General features: G+C 42.3%; 9 protein-coding genes. 3 read left to right on the top strand and 6 right to left on the bottom strand.

Features of this window, described 5'->3' with window-relative positions; translation table 11 throughout:
* Window positions 1-78 precede the first annotated feature (78 nt).
* The 3 genes from ACR5KR_RS17780 (at window position 79) to ACR5KR_RS17770 (ending at window position 2186) form a co-directional block, all read left to right on the top strand.
* Complete coding sequence (locus ACR5KR_RS17780; RefSeq protein ID WP_448267388.1) at window positions 79-741, top strand: nuclear transport factor 2 family protein; 663 nt, start codon at window positions 79-81, stop codon at window positions 739-741.
* Window positions 742-917: 176 nt separating this feature from the next.
* Entirely contained in the window at window positions 918-1310 is a 393-nt protein-coding gene (locus tag ACR5KR_RS17775; protein WP_448267387.1) for a carboxymuconolactone decarboxylase family protein, read from the top strand.
* A gap of 54 nt (window positions 1311-1364) precedes the next feature.
* Window positions 1365-2186, top strand: coding sequence for an alpha/beta fold hydrolase (locus ACR5KR_RS17770; RefSeq protein ID WP_448267386.1), 822 nt, complete (start codon window positions 1365-1367; stop codon window positions 2184-2186).
* Between the two features lie 58 nt (window positions 2187-2244).
* Here ACR5KR_RS17770 and ACR5KR_RS17765 read toward each other — a convergent pair whose 3' ends face one another.
* The 6 genes from ACR5KR_RS17765 to ACR5KR_RS17740 form a co-directional block, all read right to left on the bottom strand.
* Window positions 2245-3810, bottom strand: a complete 1566-nt coding sequence (locus tag ACR5KR_RS17765) for a hydantoinase B/oxoprolinase family protein (protein WP_448267385.1) — start codon at window positions 3808-3810, stop codon at window positions 2245-2247.
* 275 nt (window positions 3811-4085) lie between these two features.
* Window positions 4086-4901 carry a TrmH family RNA methyltransferase gene (locus ACR5KR_RS17760; protein WP_448267383.1) on the bottom strand — a complete coding sequence of 272 codons (816 nt, stop codon included), beginning with the start codon at window positions 4899-4901 and terminating at the stop codon, window positions 4086-4088.
* Window positions 4902-5025: 124 nt separating this feature from the next.
* On the bottom strand, window positions 5026-5853 hold the full coding sequence (locus tag ACR5KR_RS17755; protein ID WP_448267382.1) for a YwqG family protein: 828 nt from the start codon (window positions 5851-5853) through the stop codon (window positions 5026-5028).
* Window positions 5854-5979: 126 nt separating this feature from the next.
* Window positions 5980-8070, bottom strand: coding sequence for a hydantoinase/oxoprolinase family protein (locus ACR5KR_RS17750; protein ID WP_448267381.1), 2091 nt, complete (start codon window positions 8068-8070; stop codon window positions 5980-5982).
* 231 nt (window positions 8071-8301) lie between these two features.
* Window positions 8302-12123, bottom strand: coding sequence for a leucine-rich repeat domain-containing protein (locus ACR5KR_RS17745; RefSeq protein WP_448267380.1), 3822 nt, complete (start codon window positions 12121-12123; stop codon window positions 8302-8304).
* Window positions 12124-12307: 184 nt separating this feature from the next.
* A complete protein-coding gene (locus ACR5KR_RS17740) occupies window positions 12308-15118 on the bottom strand; it encodes an ATP-binding protein (RefSeq protein WP_448267379.1) in 2811 nt (936 codons plus the stop codon).
* Window positions 15119-15329 lie beyond the last annotated feature (211 nt).

Here is a 15329-nt window from a genome sequence, read left to right as displayed (position 1 = left end):
CTAAAATTGTTAGCCCAAACTTTAGTTTGTAGTCAAATACAAGATGCAAAAATCGTAAATAATTAAGGGAGTCATCTTGTGGAAAAAAGAAGAGAAAATGGGGGAATAGTTTCAAAAGCTATTTCGTTTTTGTTAAATCGTATAACTTTGATTGCGCTTGCAGTTACTCTTGTGCTGTTTGTTGGAGGTAAGTTTGAGGTAGCAAGTGCAACTCAACCTAATGCAGAATTAGAAATTCAAAAATTAACATCCTGTTACGCCCTGGGAACTGACGCTATTGGTAGAGGAAATCTCCAAGAAGGAAAGAATATTTATCGGGATTGTTTTACTCAAGATTCAGTCCTCACCGCCATTTTTCCTGATGGGGCAACTCAAACAAATTATGGGACAGATTCTTGGGCAGATTTTGTCTATTCAGTATTCCAAGGAAATGGTTATACAGCTACTCAACACTTGATGGGTACGATAAACATTTCAATTCAAAATAATCAAGCAACGATGACTTCTTATCTCCATGCGACTCACAAACGCTCGGAAACCAGCATTGATGTAGCTAATGGCACTTATGAAGATCAAGTCGTTAACAGAAATGGACGCTGGAAAATTCGTAATCGTACTCTCAAACTCATCGATTTCTTGAATCTCAGTTCGCCAACTACTGCTTCTTCAAGCACTAATGCTCGAAGTGCTAATTCCTCAGCTACCTTTGTCAGACCAAATATACCTCGTTTAAAAGAATAATTCTTTAGATTGGAATAACACTAATACGGGTTGGATAAGTATTCTTTACCTTCCTGATGACTGAAAAAAGGGGTGAATTAAAACATTCACCCCCTTTTTTATTTGCTACTTGAGCCAAATTCAGTATTACAATCTAGGGGTTCCCACTCGCTGGGGAAACTATATGGAATTAAAACATGACTAAGCTGATCGAATACGAAGAAGCCAGCGACGAAGTACGTGCAGTGTATGACGACATCCGCGTTACACGTCAAAATGACTACATCAATAACTTTTGGAAAGCCATAGCCAACCATCCTCCCACCCTGCAACGAACGTGGCAAGCGTTAAAGGAAGTGATGGTTAGCCCTGGTGAGATCGATCCACTGATGCGCGAACTGATTTACATTGCTGTGAGTGCAACGAATGGCTGTGAGTATTGCATCGCCTCGCACACGGCGGCAGCGCGTGCCAAGGGTATGAATGATACTATGTTCGGGGAACTAATGGCGATCGCAGCTACTGCTAATATGACCAATCGCCTCGCCAATGGCTATCAGATTCCGGTGGACGAGAAATTTAAAATGTAGGAGTTTAGTTTTGTCTATCCCTACTAAAAATAAGGTTTAGCAGAATTATTTACTATGCCCAAGGTTCAGATTAACGGGATTGATTTGTTCTACGACATTAAGGGAACGGGTGAGCCTTTGCTATTAATAGCTGGCTTTCTTTGCGATCATGCCTATTGGTCGCTGATTATGCCATCGCTGGTTTCGCAGTATCAAGTCATTCGCTTGGATAACCGAGGTATGGGGAGAAGTTCTGCTCCCAAAAACCCCTATAGTCTGAAGCAGATGGCTGGTGACGTTGCAGCATTGCTCGATCGCATCGGCATCGATTGGGTGCATTTGGCAGGTCATTCAATGGGTAGTCAGATAGCTCAAGAGCTAGTGTTAGCACACCCTAAAAAGGTAAAAAGTCTGATGCTACTCTCATCTTTGGCAAAAGGTGATGCATTATTCAACAGCATCATTGAGACTTGGGGCGAACTTCCTAGTCATGTAGACCTAAAACTTTATGAAAAAGTCATATTGCCCTGGATATTTACAGATGCCTTCTACTCAATTCCTGACACGATCGAAGGTCTGATTGAATTTGCGATCAGATATCCTTTCCCGCCTGCAACTCATTCACTTTATCATCACAGCCAAGCCATCCTTAACAGTGACACAATAGACCGCCTCCAAGAAATTCATTGTCCTACCTTAGTTATGGTTGGTAAACAAGATATTCTCACTCCGCTAAAGTTTTCTCAACAACTTGTTCAAGGTATTCCCAATGCTGAACTTGTAGTCATCGAACGTGGTGGTCACGGCTTCTTGATTGAGTCGCCGGATGCTGTAGTTTCAGCTATGCTCAATTTTCTGGGGAAGTTGAAGCCAACTTATAGCAATTTTGGATTTTAGATTTTGGATTTTAGATTACTTCCTAAAACCTTGTTTCGAGAATCTCAAATAATACTAACTAAGAGATTTTACCAAATCCACCACCGCCAGGAGTTTCTATTACAAAAACATCCCCAGTTTTCATTTCTACTGTTGCTGTGCTGTCTAAATTCTCTTCAATTCCATTCTGACGTTGTATCCAGTTTCGTCCTACTTTTCCTGCCTCCCCATCATTTAATCCAAAGGGGGGAATAACTCGATGACCAGAGAGAATATTAGCTGTCATCGGCTCAAGAAATCGAATGCGGCGGACAACTCCATTACCACCCGAATATTTTCCTTTGCCACCGCTATCGGGACGAAGACTAAAGCTTTCTAAAAGTACAGGATAACGAGTTTCTAGAACTTCTGGATCGGTCAAACGAGAGTTAGTCATGTGAGAATGAACACCATCAGTGCCATCAAAATTAATCCCCGCGCCAGAGCCGCCGCAGATAGTTTCATAATATTGATATTGCTCATTACCAAAAGTAAAATTATTCATCGTTCCTTGAGAAGCAGCCATAACACCCAAAGCACCATATAAAGCATCCACAATAGTTTGAGAAGTTTCGACATTACCCGCGACTACTGCGGCTGGATAGGTTGGGTTGAGCATACAGCCAACCGGGATAATAATTTCTAAAGGATTAAGACACCCGGCATTGAGAGGAATATTATCATCAACTAAAGTACGAAAGACATATAAGACTGCTGCTTGAGTTACAGCTTTAGGAGCATTAAAATTACTATTTATTTGCCAAGAAGTTCCGGTAAAATCGATGGTAGCACTGCGGTTTTCTGGGTGGATAGTTACTTTAACTTTAATTTGCGCTCCATCATCCATTTTATAAGTAAATGAGCCATCCTTGAGAACTGCGATCGCACGCCTAACAGACTCTTCAGCATTAGCTTGCACAAATGTCATATAAGCCTGAACAGTATCAATCCCGTATTGTAAAACCATTTTACAAAGTTCTTGAACTCCCCGTTCATTTGCAGCAATTTGAGCTTTAAAATCAGCGATATTTTGATCGGGGTTACGAGCAGGATAAGTATGATTTGCAAGGTGCTGTCTGACTGCGGTTTCTCGAAAACTTCCCTCTTCAACTAAAAGAAAATTATCAAAAAGAATTCCTTCTTCTTCTACTGTGGTACTGTGTGGAGGCATAGAACCGGGAGTAATTCCACCAATATCTGCTTGATGTCCGCGAGAAGCAACAAAAAATAGGGGGGTAGGGAATAAAGTATTTTCACTACTTTCTAAAAAAACAGGGGTAATTGCAGTTACATCAGGAAGGTGGGTTCCGCCGTTATAGGGGTTATTAGATAGATAAACATTTCCCGGTTTTAGGGTGTCGCCTTTATCGTTAATTAAACTACGAACACTTTCACTCATTGAACCTAAATGTACAGGAATATGGGGGGCATTTGCTACTAATAATCCCAATGAGTCAAAAATTGCGCAGGAGAAATCCAGCCTTTCTTTAATATTCACTGATGTGGCGGTATTTTGCAACACAATTCCCATTTGTTCGGCGATAAATTGATAGAGATTTTTAAAGATCTCTAAGCGAACTGGATCGGGTTGAGATGTTATGTGCATTTTTAATTCCTATTTGTTGAAATTCAATGAATTAACGTGAGTTCGACGAGTGCTATTTTGACCTCTCCCCCAGCCCCTCTCCTACCAGGAGAGGGGAGCAAAAACCCTCCTTACTGGTTACTCCTCCCTCTCCTTACCCAGACGCACCCGCGTTCGCCTTTTAGAAGAGGGAGGCTGTCCGGGAGAAGTCTGTCGAACTCACGTTGATGTAAGTTGAGTTAAGCAAAGTGCAACCCAACACAAAACTTAATTGATGTTGGGTGTCACTTCACACATTATGTTCTCGACCTATAAACCTCATACATTAAGAGGCTACCTGCTACAGCAAGATTGAGAGAGTCAACCGCACCTACCATCGGAATCCGAACAAGATGCTGGCATAAGTCTCGCTGTTCTGGGGTTAGACCTTGGCGCTCCTCACCCAGGAAAAGAAGAGTAGAATTGGGGTAATTAAATTGATGAAATTCAGACATTCCATCTGGTGAAGCACCAATAACAAGACAGCGGTGGTTCTGTACCCAGTGACGGAGCGCAGAAAAGCTTGTACGTACAAACTTTTGGTTAAAAAGCGAACCCATAGATGCGCGAATAACATCGGGAGCATAGGGATCTACGCTATCTTTGATAAAAATAAACCCAGCACCGCCAACTGCTTCTGATGTGCGAATCAAGGTTCCGAGGTTTCCTGGTGAGCGAACAGTTTCAAGAGCCACCCAGCACAAATTAGGTTGTGGCGAGATATCACGGAGCTTGAACCAGCGCTGACGAACAATTGCACCAACTCCAGAAGCGCGTTCGCTCTGAGAAATACGTCGAAACTGTTCGGGTGTCAGGCTGATACAAGGAACACCAGAACGCCGAGATTGCCGAACTAGTTTCCGTGCTAGAGGTGCTGTGAGCAGTTTCTCACTAAATGCGATCGCTGAAATATCAAAACTGTTGTCAATTACCTTTACAAAGTTACGCACACCTTCGATATAGAATAATCCAGAGGCGTCACGATGTGCGCGGTCAAATTGGAGCCTTTTAACTTCGGTTAGCGTAGCCTCAACATCTAACCGTTCATGGCTGGAACTATTAACACCAGCCATCCTCCTTGAGCAGAGCTACTTGGCTCTCTAGATACAAAACTTGAATTAGCATGAAATATTGCGGAAACTTTACCGCAGACATCAACTTTATTGCGATCTATATTACCATGTATTCTTTATATTTTTAACATTCCCAGTCATAGATAATATCGCTAAAGTCTAATTTTTTAAGGTCATCTTTTAAAATGTGAAAATTACATACATCGGCTATCCAGTTAATACTTAACACCTCATTAGATTCCCTAATCATTTGAAACAAAAGAATTTCTGTATCTTGCTCAATTGCATATCGCAAAAATTCTGTCGTGTTTTCTTCTGTATGAACACCATACATTAATTTTGTTCTAACATAATCTGGATAACCACCTATCTTACTACGCCAAGAATATGATAGATTTATATACTCGTCCAATATTCCTTCATTCGTATTTAATAGGTCAAAATAATCATCCCCAACAATTTCATTGATGCCACTGTGACTTATTGATGCATATTTTTGAGTAAAATTTAAACTACAACAACCATCAATAAGATTTGTTTCTCTTTTAGGCAAAAAATCAAAGTTTGTGATTATATTTTCTACATTCAAGTCTAGTTCTGGAAAATATAAAACTCTAAATCCAGATTGGTCTGTTTGATTGCCATAGTTCAAACCATACGGGAATTCATAACTGATATAAAACTGCACAATACCCTGATTTGGAAAACCTTCCAATAGAGGTACTTCGGCAAAATTAATCTGTGCAATAAAAAATAAATAGTCACCTTCGGAACTTTTTGGATAATCAAAACCTTTTGGTAAATAAGGCAAACCACCAAATTTACTTTGCCACCAATCTACCCGATCGTTATTTTCAATTGTGATTTCAATAAAAGGCCGTATCGTCGCTTCAATTCTGTCCCGATAAGGTTCTAGTTCTAGAGGAATGGGAATGTACGGTTTATAATTCATATACTATTCATCAATATCAATATTTGACCAACTTTTGCTATGAGGATGTATACAAAAATTTTGAAATGCTAATTTATCGCAGTATAGCATCATTCCTATTTTAGATTTACTTGCCGCCCTCATTCCTTACCTTCTAGATAACATTAAATGATTGCGTTCAGTGAGTATTGCTTTCCAATTAGGTTCAACTACAATCGTGCTAATTTTTTCGACAATAATCGCAGGCCCATTAATAGTATCTTCTGGTTGTAAATCTTCCCGTCGATAAACAGGAGCATTATGCCATCTATCAGCAGTAAACATCCTGATTGTCTCAACACATACGGGGGCTTCATCTAAAGAACGAGTACGAATAATTAAAGGTTCTTCAGGAGTATCCATTTTCTGAATTACTTCCACTGAAGCAGATTCGACAATTAAGTTTTTATCTAATTGAATGAAACCATAGCGTAATTTATGTTCACTCTCAAATTCTTGTCTCATATCTACCACATCATTGGCAAAATTAACAGTCAAGATAGAGTTAGTACCTTCGTATTTTAAGTTAGCTTTTCGGATTACTTCTACTTGAATTGGTATTTCATCTATTTCACTTCTAGCTTGAGTTTCTAAATATTCCATTAACTGCTGTAATTTAGGGATTAATGCTTGAGTTAAAGGTTGTTCAACTCCTCCTTCTCTGATTGCTCGCACATCAGCTAATCCCATTCCATAAGCAGAGAGAACTCCTGCATAAGGATGAAGAAATATCTGTTTCATTCCTAAAGTATCGGCAATTAAGCAAGCAACTTGCCCACCTGCACCGCCAAAACAACAAAGCACATATTGGCTGACATCATAACCCCGTTGCAGACTGATTTTTTTAATTGCATTCGCCATATTTTCCACTGCGATCGCCATAAATCCAGCAGCTACTTGTTCGGGAGTACAATCATTTAATGTAGCAGCTTGAATGTCTTGGGTTAATTGGGTAAATTTTTGAATAACAATATCTTTATCTAAAGGTAAATTGCCATCAATGCCAAAAACTGAAGGAAAATATTGTGGATGAATTTTACCTAACATCACATTGGCATCAGTAACCGCTAATGGCCCGCCACGCCGATAACAAGCAGGGCCAGGATTTGAACCAGCAGATTTAGGGCCGACACGATAACTAGAACCATCAAAAAAGAGAACTGAACCACCACCAGCAGCAATGGTATTAATTGCTAATACAGGAACTCGCATCCGCGCCCCAGCAATTTCTGAATCTAGTTGTCGTTCATACTCTCCTTTAAAGTGAGCAACATCTGTACTTGTCCCTCCCATGTCAAAGGTAATAACTAACTCAAAACCTGCCCTTTTACTAGTTTGAACTGCGCCAACAATACCGCCAGCCGGGCCGCTTAAAATACTATCTTTGCCTTGAAATTGTTCGGCTGCGACTAAACCGCCATCAGATTTCATAAACATTAATTTGACGCTGGGTAACTGATTCGCTACTTGGTTAACGTAGCGACGCAGAATAGGAGTTAAATAAGCATCGACTACTGTTGTATCTCCTCGGCTAACTAACTTCATTAAGGGACTAACTTGATGGGATACGGATATTTGATTAAAGCCGATTGTTTGGGCAAGCTGGGCTATTTCTTGTTCGTGTTTGGGATAGCGATCGCTGTGCATAAAAACAATAGCGCAACTCCGAATTCCTGTATGGTAAACTGCTTGTAAGTCAGTTTTAACTTGTTGAATATTTACAGGTATTAATTCATTTCCGTGAGCATCGTAACGTTCATCTATCTCAATCACTTGCTCATAAAGCATCGTTGGTAAAATTATCTGGCGGGCAAAGATGTTAGGACGGTTTTGGTAGCCAATTCGCAGTGCATCTTTAAACCCTTTGGTGATTAGAAGAACAACCCTGTCTCCCTTTCTTTCTAACAGCGCATTTGTTGCTATGGTTGTCCCCATTTTTACTACTTCTATGGCTTCAGTAGGAATGAGTTCGTTGCTAGCAATACCCATGATATCTCGAATACCTTGGATGGCTGCATCTTCATATTGTTCGGGATTTTCTGAAAGTAGTTTGTAGACTATAATCCATTGCTGATTAGGCAGAGTCACAATTAAAAAACGTTCGGGATGTTTTGAAAGTCTATCGATAATTGCTTGATTATTAGTAACAGCAACAATATCTGTGAATGTACCACCTCGGTCAGCAAAAACCTTCAACATTACTCTGTTTCCTGTAGAATCATCAAAAATTACGCAATAGCTCTAAGAGAATATTTGAAAAGTCGTGATTGATGTATCAAATATTTTTTTACCCCTCCCTAACCCTCCCCTTGTAAAGGCTGCGGGAACCGGATTTTTCTTGTTTCCCCCCCAATACATCGGGGGGACTAAGGGGGGTGATTAAAATCACAGTTAAACACTTTTCAAACATCCTCTAATATCCGTTGTCAATTAATATTCATCTACAAATTGAGGATGAACCCAGAGAAATTCACGGCGCTTGTTCTGCACCCGCACTAAACCACCAAAACTAGGATCTTTTTCTTTCAAGAAGGCGTGTAATTCTCGCAAAATCGAGCCTTGAGCGCGGATTGCATCGCCTTCCAAGAATGAGGCATCGCTCTTGGACTTTCCAGCCAAAGCCATATCACTTCCCTTCAAAGTAGACTCGATGCTTTTCTGTCCTAAATCGAGTTGTTCTTCAATGGCTTTGTAGGTGGTATCATCCAGTATAAATTTAGTTGCCGAACCTGCCACAGGTAAGACTAGGCTCAGGGTTCCGGTCAAAATTCTGAGATAGGGGACTGCCTTGGTGAACCACTCACGCGGTAAGTCTAATTCATAGACTCCCTTTTTCTCGTCGTTGGGATTTAAGGCTGGAAGTGGTTGACGTGCGTGTTCGCACCAAAGGGTGAGTTGAAACTTGGCACTAATCCATTTAGAGCGATCGAAAAATTTCGGATCGATTGGCTTAAAGCTAAACAGGCGCGGGCCGTCTTTTGCTTCATCAGTGAGCATCTGCATTAGTTCTGCAAACTGCTGATCGACCTGGCTTAAAATGGTGCGTTGCTCCTGAGATAATACCTGAAAGCGTGCTTGATCTAGGCGATCGTACATAACCAAATCTTTGCGGATGACGTTTAACTCGTCTTTCACAATGTATCGGAACTGCTCAATACCAATTTCTTGGGATGGGGGTTGAGCAGTTGGCGCGTTATTCAGCAATTGATCGATGTTTTGCCATTCGCCACACCCGGAAATGGGACAGGGGAACTCATGGCGATTTTTCTTTTTGCTTTCAATTAGTTTCTGTACCTCAAACAGTCCGTTTCCAGGTGTATTCATGCCGCAAGGTGCAACACAAGAAACCATCACATTACAACGCAACCCTTCCCAGAAATTCTCGACTAGCCATTTAATCTCTTCTGTGAGATAGGACAGAAACCTTTCAGGATAAGCTGCCCGCACTGTAATTTTTACATCGGTGCCAATATACTCCAGCAATGCCCGACCGTTGTAATCATTGTCAAGCATTAAGCCGCGTTGCCAGTGAATGCTGTTTTCGTAATTAGTCCGCCCCAGTGAGTATTTGTGCAACCGGACAATCAACTGGTAAAATAATCCTTCTGCGACTGCAAACTGTCCGCGACTGTCCACAATGCGGCAGATTTGCACCTGTTGTCTATCTCCCGCTTCCGGTTGCTCTCCCCAATTTGGTAACGGCTCTGGGCGTGTGTCGGGAACGAGTTGAGCAATCAGGCTGGTATTGCTAGTTTCTGCCGGATCGAAAACCACTTTGTAGGATAGATCAAAGCGTTCCATCAGCCGCAGAAAGATTGGATGCAATTTTGAGGGATAGCCTTCTTCGCCTACAAATGGCGGATGGCTCCACAACTGACTGAGATGCTCAAATTCCACTAAGCCGTTGCGTTTGCGTGTTGTTTCATCATCCAGCACGAAGCTGATTGCCTTTGCCAGCCAGTCGGGTTTGAGGATGATGATATCGCGTAGTGTTGGGTCGTAATGATAATGGATGAAATGTCCTAATATATGGGAGATGCGAAGGAACAGTTCTGCTTGCTCCTCATCAATTCCCTCTTTAGCGCAGATGGCAATAACATCATCGTAAGGTAGATAGGCTTTGTCAATTGTTTGTAAAGTTTCCTGCACACGCTGCCACTTTGCGGGAACGGAACGCCCCATTTCAGGAAGAGATGCAGCAACACGAGCAATAGTATCTTTTAATTCTGCAAGACCAGCGCAATCCGTCGTATCCTGGTTGGGTTTGCTGTCTACATGGAAGAAATCGATTACTGTATCTTTGCCGAATTGATCCAAAATTTCTTGTCTGTCAATATCTGGTTGTCGCTGTCCGGGGCCGCCGTGGGTTGCAACTACTAACACCTTTGCATCCGGTTCTCGATTTTTGATCAGCGTAATCCACTCTTTGACAAAGCCCTGCTGGGGGCCTTCCCGTGGTTTCCAAATCACCAGATACACGGCTGGCGCACTGAAAAACAACTGGTGCGTCGGTCGATAAACACGTTGACCGCCAAAATCCCAACCATTCAACGTGATTTCTATGGCGCTGTCGGGGTCAATGACGATTACAGGCTTAATCTCAATCCCGTGAGTTGTGGGACGACCGTCAACCCATTCATCCTCCCGCAATGCTCCCAATAAACAACTTTTGCCCACTTCACCTTCACCAATCAGAATCAGCTTGGCTTCATTCAAAGTTATCTGTTCTTCTGCCTTTGCCCGAAGATACGCCATAACAGCGTTGAGTCCCTGCTCGTATGCCGCTGCTAGTTCAGGGTTTAAAGGGTTTTCGTCAAGATTAAGTTCAACTAGTTGAGCAAGTTGAGTAAAACTGTGAGGCAATGATGTCAGATTATTTCCAGGAACTACGTCTTCATAAAACGCATTAGAGGAAATCTGCTTTCCTCCTAAGTAAAGTTTTATTAACTGTGTCAAATTGCCAAATTCATTGGGAAGCTGCTCAATTTCATTGTGGATCACATAAAGCTCTCTCAATTTTTGTAAGCTCGTGATTACGTTTGGAAACGAGACAAATTCATTTCCAGAAAGTGACAGTACAGTTAGTTGCGTTAGATTTTTGGTTGATTCTGGCAGTTCCGTCAGTTGGTTGTTGAAAAGGTCAAGCTGTTGCAACTGAGTGAGAAAACCGATCGCCTCTGGCAGTACCGTCAGTTCGTTGCTAGAGAGGTCAAGCTGTTGCAACTGAGTGAGAAAGCCGATCGCCTCTGGTAGTACTATCAGTTGATTGTTCCAAAGGTCAAGCGATTGCAACTGGGTCAGATAGCCGATAGCCTCTGGCAGTGTTGTCAGTTCGTTTCTAGAGAGGTCAAGCGTTTGCAATTGGGTCAAGGATGCGATCGTCTCTGGCAGTTGGCTCAGTTGGTTGTTGGAGAGGTCAAGCGTTTGCAATTGGGTCAAGGATGCGATCGCTTTTGGCAGTTGGCTCAGTTGGTTGTTGGAGAGGTAAAGCTGTTGCAACTGCGTCAGGGATGCGATCGCTTCTGGCAGTTGGCTCAGTTGGTTGTTGTAGAGGTTAAGCGATTGCAATTGTGTGAGGGATGCGATCGCCTCTGGTAATGTCGTCAGTTGATTGTCAGAGAGATTAAGCTGTTGCAACTGCGTGAGGGATGCGATCGCCTCTGGTAATGTCGTCAGTTTATTATTGCGAAGGTAAAGCGTTTGCAACTGCGTCAGGGATGCGATTGCTTCTGGCAGTTGGCTCAGTTGGTTGTTGTCGAGGTTAAGCTGTTGCAACTGAGTCAGGGATGCGATTGCTTCTGGCAGTTGGGTCAGTTGATTGTTGTCGAGGTTAAGCTGTTGCAACTGAGTCAGGGATGCGATTGCTTCTGGCAGTTGGGTCAGTTGATTGTAGAAAAGGTCAAGATTTTGCAACTGAGTCAGGGATAAGATCGCCTTTGGCAATTCCGTCAGTTGATTGTCGGAGAGGTCAAGCGTTTGTAACTGGGTTAGGGATGCGATCGCCTCTGGCAGTTCTATCAGTTGATTGCCGTTGAGATCAAGCAATTGCAATTGTGTGAGGGATGCGATTGCTTCTGGCAGTTCCATCAGTTCGTTACCGGAGAGGTCAAGCTGTTGCAACTGGTTCAGGGATGCGATCGCCTCTGGCACTTCAGTGAGTTCCATGTTGCTGAGATCGAGTTTTATTGATCCCTCTCGCCGTGCCTTTTCAATGCGCCGCTTTGCTTTTTGATAAGCCCTATTTCGTGCCATCACCAATTCCTTCTTCTATCTAAGTATCAAAATCGGAGTAATAGCCAAACTTTTTTTGGGTAACAGCCGATACAGGTGGTTTAGTCAGAAAATCTCAGCCTAACATTCTAATAAATAGCAAGCAACGCCAAGGTCAAGATTTTACTTGAGTTAAAAAGTTAACCACGTCAGATGATGTTGGCAATTAGATAGCTTGCTGATTTAGCGGAATTACAATTATAAATTCTGTTCCCTGCCCAGGAGCAGAAATACATTCTAATTTTCCCTGATGTTTTTGGGTGATAATCTGATGACTAATAGATAAACCTAACCCAGTACCTTTATTAACTGGTTTAGTCGTAAAAAATGGTTCAAATAATTGTTTTTGTACCTTTTCTGGAATGCCTATACCATTGTCGCCAATACGAATAACTATCTGATTTTCGCTCGTGAGTTGAGTCTGAATGCGTATCTGGGGAGTAGAAAGCGCTTTTTCCCCTACTTTCCACTCACCATTTTCTATTGCCTCTTCTAAAGCATCGATCGCATTTGCCAGAAGATTCATAAATACTTGATTCAGTTGTCCAGCATAACATTCTACTAATGGCAAGTCACCATACTCTTTAATCACCTCAATTGCTAGATTGTTAGATTTAGATTTGAGGCGATGTTCCAAAATCATTAACGTATTATCTAAACCTTCATGGATATCCACAGCTTTCATTTCTGCATCATCTAACCGAGAAAAGTTTCGCAGAGATAAGACAATTTCTGTGATTCTTTCGGCACCAACTGTCATCGAAGTTAGCAAATTAGGCAAGTCTGCAATCAGAAAATCTAAGTCGATCGCTTCTATTTCTTGTTGAATTTCCTTTGGTGGATTAGGATAGTTTTTCTGGTATAATTGCAGCAATCTTAATAAATCTTGGATATATTGATTGGCATAGCCGACATTGCCAGAAATAAAATTGATTGGGTTATTGATTTCGTGCGCTACACCTGCTACTAACTGCCCCAAACTGGACATTTTTTCACTATGCACCAGTTGAGATACTAGCTGCTTTGCCTCTTGGCGCAATTGTGCTTCTGAGTATCGCAATATCTGTTCTGCTTGTTTGCGCTGGGTAATGTCGTGGAGAATCACAACATATTCCTGAAAATCTCGATGGGGTCGGTCTGAGATGGAAACTTCCAGAGTTCTGTTTTTCCCATTGCCGATGAGAATTTGTTCGCTACGCTTTGTCCACTGCTCTGGATAGTAGACTAATGCGGGTAGCCATTTGTTCAGGTGATTTCCCCGCAACTCTGATGGGTTGACACCAAAGAATGATTTGGTGGCTGGGTTTGCTTGCTGGATAATACCTCGATTATCTACAACTAAAATACCATCTTGGGCGACTGTAAACAGGTGTTCGGCAGCAACTCTGGCTTCTGCGATCGCTACCACTTGCGGTAAACTTGTCCAACAAGCGATCGCTACTCCTACAAATGCCACGCTCATCAGTAGCACCACAAATATATTCTCACCGCCCGCAGTCGCTACTTTATTGAGTTTAACGCCAAATAACCAGCCAACTGCCACGGCGCTGCACAGTAAAAAAATCAGGATACTCACCTGAAGAATTACTGAATCTTTGATAATTACTACAGGGCGGGTGCGATATCGCTGCATCCACCAATCAGGATGGAAAGCCGGAAAGTTCACCCGGCGAATTACTGCATCTATGCCCATGACACCAATGGGAAATAATAGCCCAATCAACAAGTTGAGCCAACCCCAGGCAAATCCGCCCACGAACAGCACCACAACTTCTAACAGTAAAATGGCCAGAGATATGCGAGGAAATAAAACTTCCGGGCGATCGCGCCGAAGCCAAAGCCCCAGATGCAGTAACATAAAGGAGACAAACCAACCGATGTTGCCAACAGCGACGATTCGCGCCACATCTCCCCAAATCAGATAGATTAAGCACAATACCAGTGTCAATGTCAATGCTGGGACAAACACACCCCGACGTGAAACAACAGAAAATACTGGTGAAATGTGATTATCTAACGCCAATTGATACAAAATTCGCGGGCAATTAGAAACCACCGTTGCCGAACCGAGTAGACAAGCAGCTACTAACAAAAAAGAAATACTTACACCAGCTAATTTTCCCCAAAAGGGCTGGGAAGCCGCCACCAGATTCAGAAAAGCATTATCTTTGAGGTTGGGATTTGTTGCCAACCGCATGACTACCCAAGACCCTCCCAAAAAGATGGGTGGCATCATCCAGGCGGCAACGTTTAGAAACCGTAGCGTCTGGGTGGGGTGGCGGCTATCGGCGACAAAGGAAGAAGCCGTTTCACAACTGTAGGTTGCATAAGTGACGAAAAAGAACCACTTTGCCCAATCTACAAAACTCAAAGATGACCAACTGCTAGGAAAAAACCCCGGACTAACGGGAGAAAACGCTAACCAGCCAAGACCTTGGACGCAGAAGGTCATTAGCAGTGCAAAGGCTGGAATGACAAAAAACAAATGTAAAATACTCAGGGCGCGAGTCCCACTAAAAGCCACAACAAAAGGCAAGAGTGTAAAGCTAATATCCAGAAATATGTCTGGACAAGCAATACCCAACGCCTCTAAATTTACTTTAATTAAATCTTTGAGTACGATTGTATTCACTGATAGGTAAGAAACCCAGTTGAGAAGGTATCCAATTGCTGCATAGCGAGCAAGTGCTGGGTAGTTTTGCAGTAGCTTGGTAGCATAGTTGGGTGTTCCTCCTGCTACATTGATGAAATGCATACCCAAGCGTTTTACTTGATAGTTGAGCAGCATTCCAAAAATTACCGCAGGTATCCAGACAAAAATAGCTTGGGAACCTAAAGCAGCATGAATCGCTGGAACTAATGCTGTCCAAGAAATATGAGCTGTCAAACCAAAGCCCCAACTTTCAACAGCACTCAAGCTTCTAGTTAAGCGAGGGGAAGAAGATTGGCCCAATGTGGAATGAGCAAAATGGGACATGATTAGCGGTGTTCAATGGGATACTCTAATTAAGCTTATTAGCTAGAGTTCCCATCTCGTAAATCTTCTGAATAAAAACTTTCTGTAAGGAATAATGCTTAGATGTTAATACATCTATTACTAATGGTCTGCCAACCCAAAAATGCTGGGTGGGGGCTGGGTAAAGGCGAAAGGGAAAAGGGTAAGGGATTTAAAACCTTTCCCCGTTCTC

It is taken from the genome of Nostoc sp. DSM 114159 (assembly GCF_053470285.1).
Note: the sequence above shows the minus strand (reverse complement) of the source record. Positions and strands in the feature narration are given on the sequence as shown.

Bases quoted from the DNA above. Each gene is read 5' to 3' on its own strand.
- ACR5KR_RS17755 (WP_448267382.1), bottom strand. From the start codon at position 5,853: ATGAATTATAAACCGTACATTCCCATTCCTCTAGAACTAGAACCTTAT.
- ACR5KR_RS17770 (WP_448267386.1), top strand. From the start codon at position 1,365: ATGCCCAAGGTTCAGATTAACGGGATTGATTTGTTCTACGACATTAAG.
- ACR5KR_RS17760 (WP_448267383.1), bottom strand. From the start codon at position 4,901: ATGGCTGGTGTTAATAGTTCCAGCCATGAACGGTTAGATGTTGAGGCT.
- ACR5KR_RS17765 (WP_448267385.1), bottom strand. From the start codon at position 3,810: ATGCACATAACATCTCAACCCGATCCAGTTCGCTTAGAGATCTTTAAA.
- ACR5KR_RS17745 (WP_448267380.1), bottom strand. From the start codon at position 12,123: ATGGCACGAAATAGGGCTTATCAAAAAGCAAAGCGGCGCATTGAAAAG.
- ACR5KR_RS17775 (WP_448267387.1), top strand. From the start codon at position 918: ATGACTAAGCTGATCGAATACGAAGAAGCCAGCGACGAAGTACGTGCA.
- ACR5KR_RS17740 (WP_448267379.1), bottom strand. From the start codon at position 15,118: ATGTCCCATTTTGCTCATTCCACATTGGGCCAATCTTCTTCCCCTCGC.
- ACR5KR_RS17750 (WP_448267381.1), bottom strand. From the start codon at position 8,070: ATGTTGAAGGTTTTTGCTGACCGAGGTGGTACATTCACAGATATTGTT.